8 protein-coding genes and 1 CRISPR repeat array are annotated in these 15252 nt (G+C 55.6%); all 8 genes read right to left on the reverse strand.

What is annotated here, in order from left to right; genetic code table 11:
* Nucleotides 1-480: 480 nt before the first annotated feature.
* Nucleotides 481-1173, reverse strand: a complete 693-nt coding sequence (locus UH5x_RS07665; RefSeq protein WP_482635292.1) for a hypothetical protein — start codon at nt 1171-1173, stop codon at nt 481-483.
* Nucleotides 1170-1949: a hypothetical protein gene (locus UH5x_RS07670; RefSeq protein WP_482635293.1), complete on the reverse strand. Its 780-nt coding sequence runs from the start codon at nt 1947-1949 to the stop codon at nt 1170-1172. Before UH5x_RS07670 ends, UH5x_RS07665 begins: the two co-directional genes overlap by 4 nt.
* A gap of 975 nt (nt 1950-2924) precedes the next feature.
* A CRISPR array of direct repeats spans nt 2925-4939; the repeat unit is 36 nt; unit sequence GTTGCGGATTGGTCGCAGGCCGAGGTCAGGTACACT.
* A 50-nt stretch (nt 4940-4989) separates the two neighbouring features.
* Complete coding sequence (gene cas2 / locus UH5x_RS07675) at nt 4990-5280, reverse strand: CRISPR-associated endonuclease Cas2 (protein ID WP_482635294.1); 291 nt, start codon at nt 5278-5280, stop codon at nt 4990-4992.
* Between the two features lie 29 nt (nt 5281-5309).
* Complete coding sequence (cas1, locus tag UH5x_RS07680; protein ID WP_482635295.1) at nt 5310-6221, reverse strand: type II CRISPR-associated endonuclease Cas1; 912 nt, start codon at nt 6219-6221, stop codon at nt 5310-5312.
* 205 nt (nt 6222-6426) lie between these two features.
* Nucleotides 6427-10482, reverse strand: a complete 4056-nt coding sequence (cas9, locus tag UH5x_RS07685; protein ID WP_482635296.1) for a type II CRISPR RNA-guided endonuclease Cas9 — start codon at nt 10480-10482, stop codon at nt 6427-6429.
* Between the two features lie 299 nt (nt 10483-10781).
* Nucleotides 10782-13253 (reverse strand): recombinase family protein, encoded by a 2472-nt coding sequence (locus UH5x_RS07690; RefSeq protein WP_482635297.1) that lies wholly within the window; start codon nt 13251-13253, stop codon nt 10782-10784.
* Nucleotides 13254-13743: 490 nt separating this feature from the next.
* On the reverse strand, nt 13744-14916 hold the full coding sequence (locus UH5x_RS07695) for a tyrosine-type recombinase/integrase (RefSeq protein WP_482635298.1): 1173 nt from the start codon (nt 14914-14916) through the stop codon (nt 13744-13746).
* Between the two features lie 66 nt (nt 14917-14982).
* Nucleotides 14983-15243, reverse strand: coding sequence for an excisionase family DNA-binding protein (locus UH5x_RS07700; protein ID WP_482635299.1), 261 nt, complete (start codon nt 15241-15243; stop codon nt 14983-14985).
* Nucleotides 15244-15252: the final 9 nt, after the last annotated feature.

Raw genomic sequence — 15252 nt, forward strand, 5'->3', positions numbered from 1 at the left:
TGAAGCTGTTTTCTGTGGAGAACGAAAAGCGTCTAGCTTTACGATACCTCAATCATTAATCGCCTCGGTGGGGCCATGCCTAAGGCGTCCTTCTCGCGTGAAGCGACGATAACGCGGCCGGTACGGTCCGACAGCATCGGGTATGCGTAGCGCAAAAAGACAACTTATTTAGGCATGGGCAATTTCGGTTGAGGAACCGGTCCTTTGACCAAGGGCCATTCAATGAATGTGTCGTCGCTGCCGGGACAGTGATCAGGCAATCTCATCGCTCTTGGCGGTTCTCACGTTCACTCACTGGCAACAAGCGTATTTGGGTCTTATCGAAACGTCACGTACTGAGACGTCCCGATGTAGCTTTGGCTCAAGGCAATTGTTCGTGCATTCTGGCTTGCCAGTTTTCGACTGCATCCGAAAACTCTGGGAAGACCACGTCTACACGGCCTTCAGACGAAGGCTTTTTCGGATAAAGAACGAGCGGGACTACGCCAGCAAGATCTCATACCCCACGAAGCCCTGCAGGAAGTTACCGGCGAATCCCTCGCGGCTGAGCACGAAGGTTGGAGTCGACGTATTACCCCAAACTTGAGAGTAATTGTTCCCGCTGTCAGTCGCAAAGTACAGACCTGCTCGAGGGATGTCGTCCTCGTTGTGAAGGAGAGTAGCAGAAATCGAATTGGCACCAGTCAAGTTAAAGAAGAACTTGGAATCGTTGAGTCCATAGCCATTTTCAAAAGCGATGAAACCATCTTGATCAACAAGGAACTGCCCAGGAACAGTAGCCTGCGAAACATCAAGCTGATGCACATCGCCCATTGCGTCAGTGAAAGAGACAAGATTGCCCTGAACACTAATGGATAGCTTTTGAGTTTGGTTTTGCGTCGAAAGCGGCTTCCACTCGGTTCCGTCGCATCCCTCGAAGTTTGCGGAATCGGGTGAGTATCGTATGACACCGGCAGTCCCCGCGCCGCAAACATTGCCTTGACTTTCATGGACCCGCAAACTGTTCAATTCGGCCGACAGTGCGTCAATCATAACCTCCAGGGATGAGAGCTGGCTGTGAGATACTAAATCTGCGAGTGCAGCGTCGAGCGAGTTGCCGTTGAAGGTCACAGAGCCCGCGACATCGAGGGATCCGTCGACTACGACATCTCCATCTACAGTACCGCCACTCAAGCCATCGATCGAGGTTTGAGGGTCACCGGCTGGTCCTTGCGGCCCGACGGGGCCAGCGACACCGTCGACTCCTGCAGGTCCTTGCGGTCCAATTGCACCATCAGCACCGGTGAGTCCCTGAGGTCCAGCGACGCCTTGGTCACCTTGAGGTCCGATTGGGCCAGCAACTCCCTGCGGTCCAATTGCACCATCGGCACCGGCAGGTCCCTGAGTCCCAGCGATGCCTTGGTCACCCTGAGGTCCGATTGGGCCAGCGATTCCCTGCGGCCCAGTTGCACCATCGGCACCAGTGGGTCCCTGAGGTCCAGCGACGCCTTGGTCACCTTGAGGCCCGACGGGCCCAGCAACTCCCTGTGGCCCAGTTGCACCATCAGCACCGGCGGGACCCTGAGGTCCAGCGATGCCTCGGTCACCTTGAGGTCCGATTGGGCCAGCAACTCCCTGCGGTCCAATTGCTCCATCGGCACCGGCAGGTCCCTGAGTCCCAGCGATGCCTTGGTCACCCTGAGGTCCGATTGGGCCAGCGATTCCCTGCGGCCCAGTTGCACCATCGGCACCAGTGGGTCCCTGAGGTCCAGCGACGCCTTGGTCACCTTGAGGCCCGACGGGCCCAGCAACTCCCTGTGGCCCAGTTGCACCATCAGCACCGGCGGGACCCTGAGGTCCAGCGATGCCTCGGTCACCTTGAGGTCCGATTGGGCCAGCAACTCCCTGCGGCCCAATTGCACCATCAGCACCGGCGGGGCCTTGAGGCCCAGCGATGCCGGCGCTGCCAATGTAGGAAACTCGTAGACCGATGACCTTCACCGCCCACTGATTGTCGGCTTCAAACTCAATTGCAACGTAGTCTGAACCAGCCTCCGTCGATTGCGGTATTATTGAGGTCAAGTCGAATTCCACTACCCGGTTGCGTCGTAGTTCGACGGGTCCAAGATTCCGAAATCTCTCTGAATCTTGGTTGATCCGCTCCCCAGCTGAGGCGAGCGAGCGATCCACATCGAATGTCGTAGTCCCATTCGACGAGGCAATACCGACGACGGTAACCTTGGCAATGGATTCGACGCCTGAGGGAATGGCGAACGTGAAATCAGCCTTTCCGTTGATCGTGGTAAGCCAGTCGCCCCGAGATCCAAATTGCAGATTCGGTCGCACCCAAAGCTCCTGAATCGATTCTTGAGCATCCGGCGTGGAACTCGCAACGAGCGGAGAACTTGACGATTCGAAGCTCATGAGGCTTACACAAGCTGATTCCGTGACCGCGTACATCGGAGCGGCTTCCATGACTCCGCCAGCCAAATCGCCGGCCAGAAGCTGTCTGCGTTCGAGCGTCTCGACGCGTAGGCTAGTTTTTGGTGAACGTCGATTGAGGGTTTCGCGGCGCATGAATCTGCTCTGTAGAATGGAAAAGTGGCACCCTTTAAGGGTATGTGCAAATGGCTCGCTAGGGGGCTGTGAAAGGTGGGATGGTACATGGCCAACTCTGAGTTGTCAATTTTGCTCAGACAGTCCATATCGCGTCTCCCCAGGCCGTAAACGGAATCCACGACTACGATCGCTTTTGTGGGGCCGTGCGACAAACGGGCAGCATCGTGCGTCCTCAAGACATCAAGTTTCAAGTTCGTTGCCGGCTTTGCTTGCAGGTGTCATTTGCGTTCGATACCCGCCAGGGCTTGAAGTTGGCGGAGGCCCTCACCATCGAATTCATCAGAATGCGACTGGCTACGACCGATGAACGAACGACAATCAATCCAGTTGTGGATTGGTCGCAGGCCGAGGTCAGGTACACTCTCATCCGATCCGCTTGACCGATCACGCGAGTTGCGGATTGGTCGCAGGCCGAGGTCAGGTACACTCTACGAAGGCAAGGTGTACTTGACGGATACGTTGCGGATTGGTCGCAGGCCGAGGTCAGGTACACTGGCCATCGGTTGCGATCGCCACGTTGTGCTGTTGCGGATTGGTCGCAGGCCGAGGTCAGGTACACTTTTATTGGTGGATCCACCACGATAGGTGTCGTTGCGGATTGGTCGCAGGCCGAGGTCAGGTACACTCGCGGCTCTGCGTGGTTCGGCGGCCCAGTCGTTGCGGATTGGTCGCAGGCCGAGGTCAGGTACACTGTCCCAGAAGCACAGAACGCGACTGTCGTGTTGCGGATTGGTCGCAGGCCGAGGTCAGGTACACTCCACCCATCAAGCAGCTTCCGGCAGTGGTAGTTGCGGATTGGTCGCAGGCCGAGGTCAGGTACACTGAATCATATTGTTGTCACCAACGATGGCGAGTTGCGGATTGGTCGCAGGCCGAGGTCAGGTACACTTGATTTCGCCAAGCTCGTTGGTCGACTGCTGTTGCGGATTGGTCGCAGGCCGAGGTCAGGTACACTCATCGGGCGGCAGTTTGGCAAGCTCCTCGCGTTGCGGATTGGTCGCAGGCCGAGGTCAGGTACACTACCCGGCACCGTCGGCCAACGAGCACGCACGTTGCGGATTGGTCGCAGGCCGAGGTCAGGTACACTCGATCAAACTGTCCAACGAAGCAACCGTCTGTTGCGGATTGGTCGCAGGCCGAGGTCAGGTACACTCGAGCCGCTTGGTAGTTGGCTCGTCAATATGTTGCGGATTGGTCGCAGGCCGAGGTCAGGTACACTCTTCTGGGTCATTGCTGAATAGTTCGGGGTGTTGCGGATTGGTCGCAGGCCGAGGTCAGGTACACTAGTTGAGCCTCATCAACCCAAAGTATATCGGTTGCGGATTGGTCGCAGGCCGAGGTCAGGTACACTAAACGCCGAGAAGGCGAGACTGCTCATCCCGTTGCGGATTGGTCGCAGGCCGAGGTCAGGTACACTATGGGGTGATTTGTACGGCGCGAGCCAAGAGTTGCGGATTGGTCGCAGGCCGAGGTCAGGTACACTGCAACGCCGGCTCGGTCTTCAACACGTCGTGTTGCGGATTGGTCGCAGGCCGAGGTCAGGTACACTGGTGACGACTACGGGTGTCACGCCATACTCGTTGCGGATTGGTCGCAGGCCGAGGTCAGGTACACTTTTTGTAGACAGTGTTGGCACCGAGGGGACGTTGCGGATTGGTCGCAGGCCGAGGTCAGGTACACTTTTGCTGCACGCACAAACAGCGACGGGATAGTTGCGGATTGGTCGCAGGCCGAGGTCAGGTACACTGCAACATTCTGGATTCAGACAATGATTGGTGTTGCGGATTGGTCGCAGGCCGAGGTCAGGTACACTTCGTCGGAGGCGTTGTCCCGACCCACCTTGGTTGCGGATTGGTCGCAGGCCGAGGTCAGGTACACTGAGGCCATCTCAGCGATCGCAAGCCAACACGTTGCGGATTGGTCGCAGGCCGAGGTCAGGTACACTGGATCGCTGGACCGCCTCTTGCTTCCACTTGTTGCGGATTGGTCGCAGGCCGAGGTCAGGTACACTGAGACCGGCTGTCGTCAACCCGTGAGGCACGTTGCGGATTGGTCGCAGGCCGAGGTCAGGTACACTCTCGGCGAAACGGACTGGCCTCGCTTGCGTGTTGCGGATTGGTCGCAGGCCGAGGTCAGGTACACTGGATCAACTGGACCGGCCGAGTCCCCTCGCGTTGCGGATTGGTCGCAGGCCGAGGTCAGGTACACTTATGGCCGGCGAAGACGTGACTATCAACGTGTTGCGGATTGGTCGCAGGCCGAGGTCAGGTACACTTCCACGCGTCGCCGTCGACCGCCCAAACCTGTTGCGGATTGGTCGCAGGCCGAGGTCAGGTACACTACCTCTCTTGTAAGACCTTTCGAGCAAGACGTTTAGCGGGACGTTTGGGATTAAAAAAACTCAAGTTGCTCAGGTGATTTTGGAGGTGTCTGGCGTTTTTGGCCCCAGAATATCTTCATTGTCTCGTATTGCTTGTCTGTCATTTCCAAAATGCGAATTTCGCCGGCGTTGGGAAGCCAGCGTTCGATTCTGGCGATGTGGACTTGGGCGGTCTCTTTGCTTGGTGATGGCCGGGCGTAGACACTGTACTGTAATTTGAAGAAACCGTCGGCCAGCAATTGCTTGCGAAAGTGCGCGTACGCCTTTCGTAACTTGGGTGTATCGACGGGAAGGTCAAACATCACAATAGTCCACATGCTTCGGTACGCGCTCAGTTCCATGAGATAATCTGCTTGGGATAGTCCATCTCGGTTGCCTCACCTCGCAGGCAATCGCCGAAGCGGGTGATATAGCGATGCACGACCACGTTGAGCGGTCCAGCCTCGCCATCGAACTCCGTCGTACAGGTGAGCAAGCCCAGCAATGCTGCTTTGGTTTCTCGGGTAACTTCATCGTGCCCTTGTCGATGTAAGTGACGAACACAGCCGTCGACAATGGGCCGCAGCGGTTCGATCAGGTCGTCCGCCAGGCAAAACGGGTTGCTGCGATGGTGGTGGTGGATGCCGATCGCGGGTGAATAGCCAGCCGCGACAATCGCACGCGACAACAAGGCACGGATGATCGCGTAGCCATAGTTCAGAAGCCCGTTGAATTCATTGCCGTTTTGATCACGGCGAAACGAAATCTCTGGCGGCAACCAGTGACGCCAAAACAGCTTTGCCGCTCGGGCTTCAACATTTGTGACATCGCCCGAGCGAACTTTAGGCACGAGTGCCCGCAGTTGTTTGGCAACGGGTTTGGTGATCTCTGTGCTGTCAAGAACGCAGGCTGAGGCTTTGATTTTGGCGCGGATCAGTTGCTGCCAAACTCTTTTCTGGGTCGGCAGCGAGGCCTCGATTTGCTCTTGCATTCGCTGCACGATTTGGCAATGCGTGGCCATTGGAACCAACATGCCGGCTGGTTGGTGGTCTTCGCCGCAAACAATCAGCGTGCCGCCGTGATTGACGATCTCGCGTAAGGCCGCGTGCGTGTAAGTCGTCTGTGGATGGTCGACGACGACTGTACCCAAGTCTTCACAGGGAACGCTACTGACGGGGTGTCCGTTGCGGGTCAGAGTCAGTTGTCCTAAACGCATTGACAGGTGCGTGGGTTGGGAACTGATTTCGATTGTGCGTTTTAGCACGTTGACACCTCATGTTACTGGGCGAAACATGCCATCCATGGGGCTTTCAACTCTCAATGGTAATTTGACGATCGCCGGTTTGGTAATCGAGGATGTAATTCTGAGGGAATCTTTGGCCGCGGATTTTCACGAATCGTCGTATGTGAGGCGAACGAGGGCCACGAAGATCAGTGGGAAAGCGCGACCGAAAAAGAAGTGCGACCGTTTACGAATTAAGTATTCGCATCGCTGCTGAAAGCTCTGACGCCAAGTGCTCTTTACCAGCTTTCTTGAGTCTCGCACGCATCCACGACCAAGACCCATGTCGACGATGGCCTTTCTTGCGATCTGTCTCTCTTGTTTTGCGAGCGTTCAGAGCTTCGCGAGCGATCGCGACGACCTTGGGGTCTAACTCACTAAAGCTTGGTGTTTGAAATGTGTGCGGCTCCACCGGTCTTGCTTCACCCAATGGCGAAACCACAACCTTGACCGGGGTATCAAATCCTGGCGGCGCAAGTTGTTGCATTTGGGCTGGCGAAATCGGAACCGTTTTCCGTTTGCTGCTGTCGATCAACTTGCCTTCATCATCTTTTTCGCCAACCGCACGCCGCGCATCCCAGTGCGCGCAAAACTCAGCTTTCTCACTGGATCGTCGACCATCCAATTTCGCAACCACGAAGTATCCAGGCTCGTTCGTCTCTTTATCACGCATGTAAATGATTTCGCCGATCGACAATGACATTACAAAAGTCCCTCGCTCGTCATCACTAGAATGGTCGACCGGATCGACTCTAAACTTCTTCGCTCGGACGGCGGCGTCATGCATCGAAACGACCTTGCCTGTCCATCTGCCGCGTAGGTCTTGCCGAATTTCCAGGTGATGATTGTTGCCGCTGACGTGTGCTCTCGAACCTGATGGATTGTCGATAGTTTCCCACGACATTGTTTCGTAATTGAACTCACTACGCGGTAACGTGACGGGGCCCTTCATTGTCCGCAACAAACGAAACGATTTGATCGGGACACCGGATTCTTGGCAGAATGGGCCAAATGGTGCGGCAAGCATCTTCTTTAGGTCTCCCGTTGTGAAGTCGTCCGCCCCGCGACTGAGAGCAAGCCGTTCAGCCCGCTCCTCAATCTGTTGGCGAAGAATTCGTCGCAAACCCAGATCGCGAATGAGTCCACTTTTTTCGGGCGGTGGATCGACCATCAAGGGTTTGTATCCCTTTCCTTCGACCACTTTCTTGGCTTTCGACTTGGCGTCTTTTTCAGACAGCTTCGGGGCCTTCTCCTGGTAGCGTTTGGCTAGTCGGTCGATCGCATCTTTGGGCTTTTCAATTACTTGCAAACGCAGGTGATTCGGTTTCAGCTCTGCGATCGACTTTTTCGCAATGAACGTGTCGGCTTGCGTCGGGACGGGGCCGAACAGACTTTCCTCATGGAGTTGGCCGGACAGCTTGCGACCAACCGCACGGTGCGAGACGACCAACGGTGTCTGCGTTTCGGTTGACTGCTTGTTGCCGGCATGGTCCGGGTAGATCAACGATAGAACCTGGTGCCGAAACGATCTGACATTGCCCCACGGCGGAGCCAATGGTTGGCGTCGGAGTGTTTTCGGTCGTTCGCCAGTGCGACGGGCATCGGTCCATGCTTGGTTGTGATGGTTGACGTCTTTGGCAAGTTGCTGCAATCGTGATTCGCTGGTTAATGCGATCACCACCGCGTCGAGTGCGTGTTCGCGATGATCGCCGCGATTCTTTGCTTCCCGCTGAGACTGTTCTTGGGGCGTTGGCGGCAACTCATCAGGGGCTGCCTGCCGGTACAGTTGCCAGTCACGTCGGAGTTTGGCGGTGTGTCCGCCACGCGTGACGAAGATTCGCCGCGTGCCTCCGTCAAGATGCGAGGGGGCGTTGGGCCACAAAGCGGCTTCCAGGTAATCCTGTACTTCTCGCGCCGCATAAGCTGTATCCGACAACTGGCTGCCTTTCCACTCCTTTGGAACGCTTTCGGCTGACAAATTCTTCCACTTCTTAGAGTAGTCGCGTGGCTCGAAATACTCACCCCGAGGTGGACTGGCTTCGGCAAAGAATCGCATCGGTTTGATCCGCTCTTCGAAATCGTCTCCCCACCACTCACGGAGCGTCCGGTTGCCTTTGTCTCGATTGCTATCGATGAAACAAAGCACGCGGTTGTTCATGGAATTGTCGCCACATCGACTGTACGGAATGATGTGGTCGACCTCCAATCCGGTGCCCAAGGCGGCTTGACGAGGCGTAATCGCTCGACCGGAATAACCGCATGTCGAACTAATGTCATCGATGACTTTATCAAGCGAGTAGGCACACACGCCGCGTTGTTGTAGACACAGCAGCACGCGAGTTTCAGCGGCTTTTAGTTGATTTGTGGTCAACGACTCGTATTTGGCTCCCCAAGCCGGACGAATGATTTGTTCGCGGATGTCTCGACGAATCTTGTCCCGGTTACGGTTGCGAAAAAGAATGCGGTCGTTGACCATCGCCGGTTTGGTCGCCTCACGTGCGAATTCAATCACGATCCGGTCAGGAATGCGACCGTCATGACGTTTCAGATAGGCAATGATGTGCCGACGCACTTCATAGATGGCTTTGCGAACGACCGGATTACTCAAAACCGGTGGCAGTGGTAAATATTCTTCGGGATGCTTCTTTAAAAAGTGTCGTGCCGCAGCATTCAAGCGTCCTCCACCGAGTTTGTATCGCGTGCGTTGTTCATCCGTGGGTGCTTTGCCAGTGTTCAGGTCTACCGCGGACCTGTCGTCAGCAAACGCACGTCGAGCTTCGATTTGAGTTCGCCAATGCCCATTGCTTGTTGGGGATTCCATATACGGCAACAAGTTGCGGATCGCCCGGCGTGAAAGCTTGCTGCGGTTTTCCAGTTTGGGCCGCGTCCGCCATCCGGTGATTAATGCTTCGATGGTCGATTCACTGAGATTGAAATGACTCAGTTTTTGACGTAGTCGGTCGGCGTCCGTAGCTTCCGCGGGGTCGAAACGCAGGATCGCTTTGTTGAGCCTATCGAGCTTTGCAGGTTGCTTCAAAATCGCTTCGTCACCGTGCTCATGCAACGGGGCGATGATTTCTCGAGCGAACCAATCTGTATTGGGGGGGCGTTGTTCGTCGCGTTCCAGATTCAATTGAAAGTCGGAGACCCTGAACTCGGTTTTCTTCAAGTTTGCGGTGTCGATTTTCAAGGCCGACCGGATCGTTTTGATCGTGGCCATCTTCTGTTGTCTGAGTTTAGCAACGACTGCTTCGTGTTCGTCAGCCGTTAGCGGGTCGAACGAGTCGCTGCTGGGTCGCCGGATGCGAATGTTGTTGACGTACTCAATCACTCGAAATCGCGATGCATAGTAGTCCGCGACCGGAACCACACGATCCGAAGGCTCTAAATCGCAACGTCCCAAAGTGCCGACATCCCAGTAGGTGTTTCGCTGTTGGAACATCAGGCCTTTGTGACGCCACGTCTGATCACGCTCTGGATTGTCCAAAGCGAGACGTAATTCATCCGTCAGTAGTTCGGCGAGTTCCCCGCCAAACGCTTTTTGTTTCTCCCACAGCAATCGAAACTCGTCGCGAATCATTTCACGGTCGGCGTGAAAAAGGAACACTTCGCTGGAGTTACGTACCTTTTGTCGATAGGTCACAACGTTCCCAGCATCATCCTTCTTCGGGCTTCCATCAGGACCGAGGACTGCTTGCGATTCCTCATCGGCAATGTCCGCGATCAATTGGCCGAACGTATGGCAGCCTCGCTCGAGCATCTTTCTGCGAGTTTCATCGATTGCATCTTTGATTGGACCATCGCTATCAGGACCCTTCCTGTCTTCTGCGTCATCCGTGACCGGTCGCAATCCTGCAGCGCCACGACGTTGAGCCAAGTGCAGCAGTACCCTTCCGAACTGGTGCGGAGTCAAGGCTTTTGAGATTGCCAGCCTGCGAAGTTCCCATGGATCTTGCTGCAACAGAACTTCCGCAGCAGCACGCTCACGTGGCAGCAGACCGCCACTAATGAGAAACCGCCGTAGCTTCCGCTTCCGACTGGACCGCCGGGAAATGTTGCGGCGTGCGGAACGCTTGTCACGACGTGCTTGGTTCTTGGGAGCTCCCCGGCCGTCGCCGGTGTCGTCCACGCCAGCCGGAAACACGCTGCATCCGACTTCGATAGTTTTCGAGTCTTCGTCAACCCATGCACTGCCAACAGAGTTGGAGCCAATGTCCAGTCCGATCGTTACTCCCCGTCCCATTTGCGTCTCTCACTCATGCGAATGCTCAGAAAATCACCATTCTAGCACGGTCTGAGTGTGGTCGGGCGGTTGCATCTGCCCCAGATGGACCATATACTTTATTGCAGTGTACCTGACCTCGGCCTGTAACTTTTTCGCAACAAGAAATTCACTTGTTGAAAATTCGCAGGCACCGCCTTCGGGCGACCAAAGCCAGCACATGCTAGTCATGTCCTGGCTTTTTTTGGGGGTTGGGCGGAGCAGTTGGTGTTTATGTCGGAAGCTTGCCAAACTTGTGGTGCGAGTTGCCGAGAACGCTCTCATTTGCCCGTCGATCGTTCTGCTTCATGCCGAACCGTCCATGCTGACACCCCAACCTCGCGGGCGATGGCTCGTTTGCTGAGCTTGCCTTCGGTGAGAAGGTCGCGGATCTGGTTGATCTTCTCCTCGGGGATCTTGCGTTTGTTTTTGCCAGTGTCGAGCCGCTCACCATTTTCAACAGCGGCAAGGTTCGCCTTGGCGTGGTATTGCTTGTAGGCTCGTGAGGCGGTGCCACCGGTTGTGCCGAGTCTCTTGGCGATCTCTTCGAAGGTGAGGCCTTGGTTTCGCAGTCCCACGACTTCGGGGCCGATCTTTGCCGTTTTGTTGTTCGCAAGCTTCCGACGGACGCTGAAGTCGGCGGGTGGAATGAAGCCCGTGTCGTTGTTTGCCGCCCACTCGATCGCTTTCTTGACGGTCGATGGATCGCTATTCAGAGCCACGGCGATGCGATTGACCGGCGACCCCGCATCATGCATTTTGATCGCATCTGCCGCAATTCGCTGGTAATTGGGGAAGTCGACAATCGTCACCGGAAGCTGGTCGTCCATTGTCCAACTACACACTTGGAGGAACTCCAGTGAGTGTGTGGTTGGACAATCCCTTTGCTTTCCAATTTCGACCAGCGCCGGGATTGAGTTTAGATTGAGCTTCGCTCGCCACGTGTGAGTTCGCCCTTGTTTCTCACCGAGTGATACGCGTACCTGACCGACCATCTTCGAAAGGACGCCATGAGCTTTGACGATGTCGTCGTGCAGCAGTTCACGCAAGTTTGTGAGAAACTCTTGGATCGTTTCGACGTCGAGCGGCTTGGGGCGGAAGTTCGCTTTCGCCGTGAGTTCGAGTTTTGCCTTCAGATCAGTCAGAGCGTTTTGATCAATCTGAATGCTCTCGAACAGGCTGTCGGCTGCCACACCCGCAGCGAGGCTAGAGAGACGCTGTCCGTTTCGTTGCAACTTCGCCGTAAGGGACGCGACCTTCCGCTCGATTTGCTTCGTATCGACAGGTGGTTTGGATGCTTCTTCCGCCAGGAACTTGTTGGCTTCGCTACAAAGTCGCTCGGCATAGCCGTCGGCAAAGAGTTGTTGCTTGATTGGCGTCAGTAGGCACTCTTCGATGATGCGGAGAGATTTGGATGACTTGAGGTCGCAGCCCCGCAAGCCATCCTTCCCATGAGGGCAGTTCATTTGGACATAGGTCCCGTCGGACCGAAAACGCCGCAACGGAGCATCGCACTTCTCGCACCAAAGATCGAAGAGCATCGTTGGATAGGCTTCTTGCCGCGATGTTTTTCGTTGGCCTTTGGGCGGATTGGTGTCTCGAGATACCTCCGCCATTCGGGAAACTGCTGCGTCCCAGAGTTCTTGCGGGACGATTCGACGCTCTGGGAATTCGACTACCATTCGCTCGTTTTCTGGAACGGGTACAGCACGCTTTTTTCCTGTGACAGGATCTTGGACACGCGTGGTGTTCTTCCAGGTCCAACGTCCAATGTATTTCTCATTCTTGAGCATTTGCGTCACGCTGGATGGCCCCCAGGTGGAGCGTCCGAGCGCGGACTCGCCGTCGAGTACCTTCGCGATCTTCGCCGGGCTGAGCTTCTCTTCGGCGTACATCTTGAAGATCCTTCGTACTACCTCAGCGGCTTCGTCGTCGATGACAACTTTTCTCTCCACCTTGCTTTTGGAGTTGATGATGACGTTGCCCTCTGCGTCCTTGCGTTCGACGAGTTTGTATCCCGTCGGTGGCGATGCCAGGTGTTTGCCGTTTTTGAACGCGTCGGTCATGCCGCGATCGACTTTCACTTTGAGTTGGTCGATGTACATCTCGCCCTGCAGCGACGAAAATGTGTGGGCAATTTTTGCAAACTCGTTTGTGGAGTCGTAGCCGTCCGCTGTCACCAGTCGGCGATGCCGCGACTCGAGGATCCTCTTGAATTGATTTGCTTCTACTAGATCGCGATGCAGTCGATCAAGTTGGTCGACGAAGATGACCACGGGAATGGTTTCCGTCGATTCAACCATGTTCCGCAGCAATTGATATCCGGGACGAGCAGTCGTCGTCGCGGAGATTGCGGCATCAGCAAAGACGTGTTCCCAGGGGATGAAGGCATCGAGGTGTCTGGCTGTTTTGAGTACGTTGACGAGTTGTTGGTCGAGCGAGCGAGTGTTCGAGTTGGCATCGCTGTAACGCACGTAGCACGCAGCCACCGTCATGTTTTTGGGAACCTGCGAAGTCGGCGTAAATGAATGCACGCTGCCCGAGCGGTAGGATTTACTGAACTGCTTCGCCATCTCCTCGTGGGATGCTTCGGTGCGGTCCAGCAGGAGTCCGAGTGAATGGTATTCGGGGAAGTGCTGGTATTGTTTGTTCAGGTAGGTTTTGGCGAGTTCCCGGAGCGCGTCGTCGCTGGGCAGGCCGGCGACAGGCGGAGTCTTGGAGATGGATTTTGGGTTCTGGTTTTGGTTCGTCATGATTTGTTCTCTTTGAAGAAAAGGGGACCGGCAATATCGAACTGCACTCGGTCAGTGGCGAAGTTTGAAAACGGTTTGGGAGCTAAAGAAGAACCTCGAAGCTCTTCAACTCGGGCGTTGGATTCAGCGGCCCGTTCGCTGCGGATGGGAGCGATCACCTCGGATCGAGCGTTTTAGGCACGAGGGGGTGACACGCATCAAATCCGCAGTGGCGAACGGGCTGTGCTGAACTAAATGTTTGCGTCAGTTCGGATCCGAGCGTCGGCGGGGCGTCTGAAGAGTCGAACTCCCCCGAGACGTGGCGTGTCTCGAACTCGACCACCAACCGAGTGAGCGACTTTGGGTTGGGTTGCTTGTGATGAGCAAACCAAGTGGACGAAGGAGGAGGTCTTTCAACGTGTCCCGCTTTCGGCCCCACTTTTGCTGGGCTTTATCATCCTGTTTTCCTTGTTTGAAACGAGGGAAATTGGAATGGGTATCAGTTGATCAATTAGCGATTCTTCCTGTCCTGGCGGGGCCCGTCATATTCTCGCTTCTTGATGATCACGTAGTGTCGCATCGCTACTTCGACCGTGTTGCCGAGCCAACGACAAACCTTGTGGATCGGGTGCTCCTCAGCCAAGTCGGTCAGTGCGTTCGCTCGTAGATTCTGGAAGAGCTTTGGCCATGGCTCCATCTTCAGCGACTCAATCTTGCGAAGCAGAGGTGTCCGCAAATTCAACTTCGGACCTCGTAGATGTCTGAACACGAAGTCATCCTGCTTTGCGTCGGCTGGCCGTACGGCCTCGAGGTAAGGAACGAGCTCAGGAAGAAGCGGGCAGATTCTGTGGCCACCACGTGAGTGGTGCTCCGTCTTGGAAGCAAAGACACGCATCGTCTGTTCATCAAAATCGATGTCATCCCAGGTGAGGCAAGAAACCTCCGAGGGCACACGCAGCCCAGCAAACCGGGCCAACGCAAGGACCAGCTTGAACTCAGGATCGTCGAACGCATCAATCAGTTTCTGCACCGTCTCGCGAGTCACTTCGACCAGCCGATCAGGATTGTCCTGGGTTGGAATTCGAAGATCTTCGAATGGATTTTCGTCGATCAGTTTTTTCTTGACCGCGTAACGGAAAAACTGGCGAGCGTCCTTGAGCTTCTTCGATGCGGTGGCCGCGGATAGTCCACGTCCCTTGGGAGCTGGCTTCTGCATCCACTGGAACCAGTCCTCCGCGTCACCAGCACTGATTTCGTGGAGAGCCTTGTCTTCGCCGAAGTACCGGACCAAGTCATCCGCGCTTTGCTTGCGGTTGTTCGAGGTGCCAGGCTTCCAGCCGCCGCTTCGTCCGCCACCGCCCTTCTTGAGTTCTCGATAGTCATCAAGGAAGACTTTCAATCGCGGCAGGGTCGATTCCTGACGGGCAGCCAGGAGCCCGGCCTTCACGAGCAACTCGTAGGTTTCGTCTTCCAGCTTCGAGAGCCAGCTATAGAGCTTCGGGCTCAAATCGGTTTGGTACTTGTTGCATTCCAGAATCTCGTCAATCCTTTGACCGAAGTCATTTGCAACGGACTTCGAAACGACACCCAGACGCAAGGTGGTTCGCTTGCCTGTATCAGGTCGCTTGAAACGGAACAGGTACGCTGTCTTGTCGTACTTTTTGTACGCAATGGGGTTTGGCATGATGGCCTTTCTAAGAAGTTGATTGGTTTAGGAATTGGATCCATTCCGGGAGCAGGCAGCCGACGGCTACGCTTCGCCCAGCAGTTGCTGAATCGAGGCTCTGGGGATCCGGGGGAGCGTGCCGATCATCACGACATGGAGATCTCCTGATTCGACGCGACGCTTGATCGTCGACACGCTGACCTGCAACGCGTCCGCTGCTTGCTGGTACGTGAACGCGAGGGGTTCGCTTGATCGGTCGGTTTTCGGACGCCGCAGTTCAATCCGCGTTGAACGGGCGTCCAATCGTTTGGGGACGGAGATCTTTCGATTCGGAGAATCACTCATGTGCTCGCC

Source organism: Rhodopirellula sp. UH5 (genome assembly GCF_056839225.1).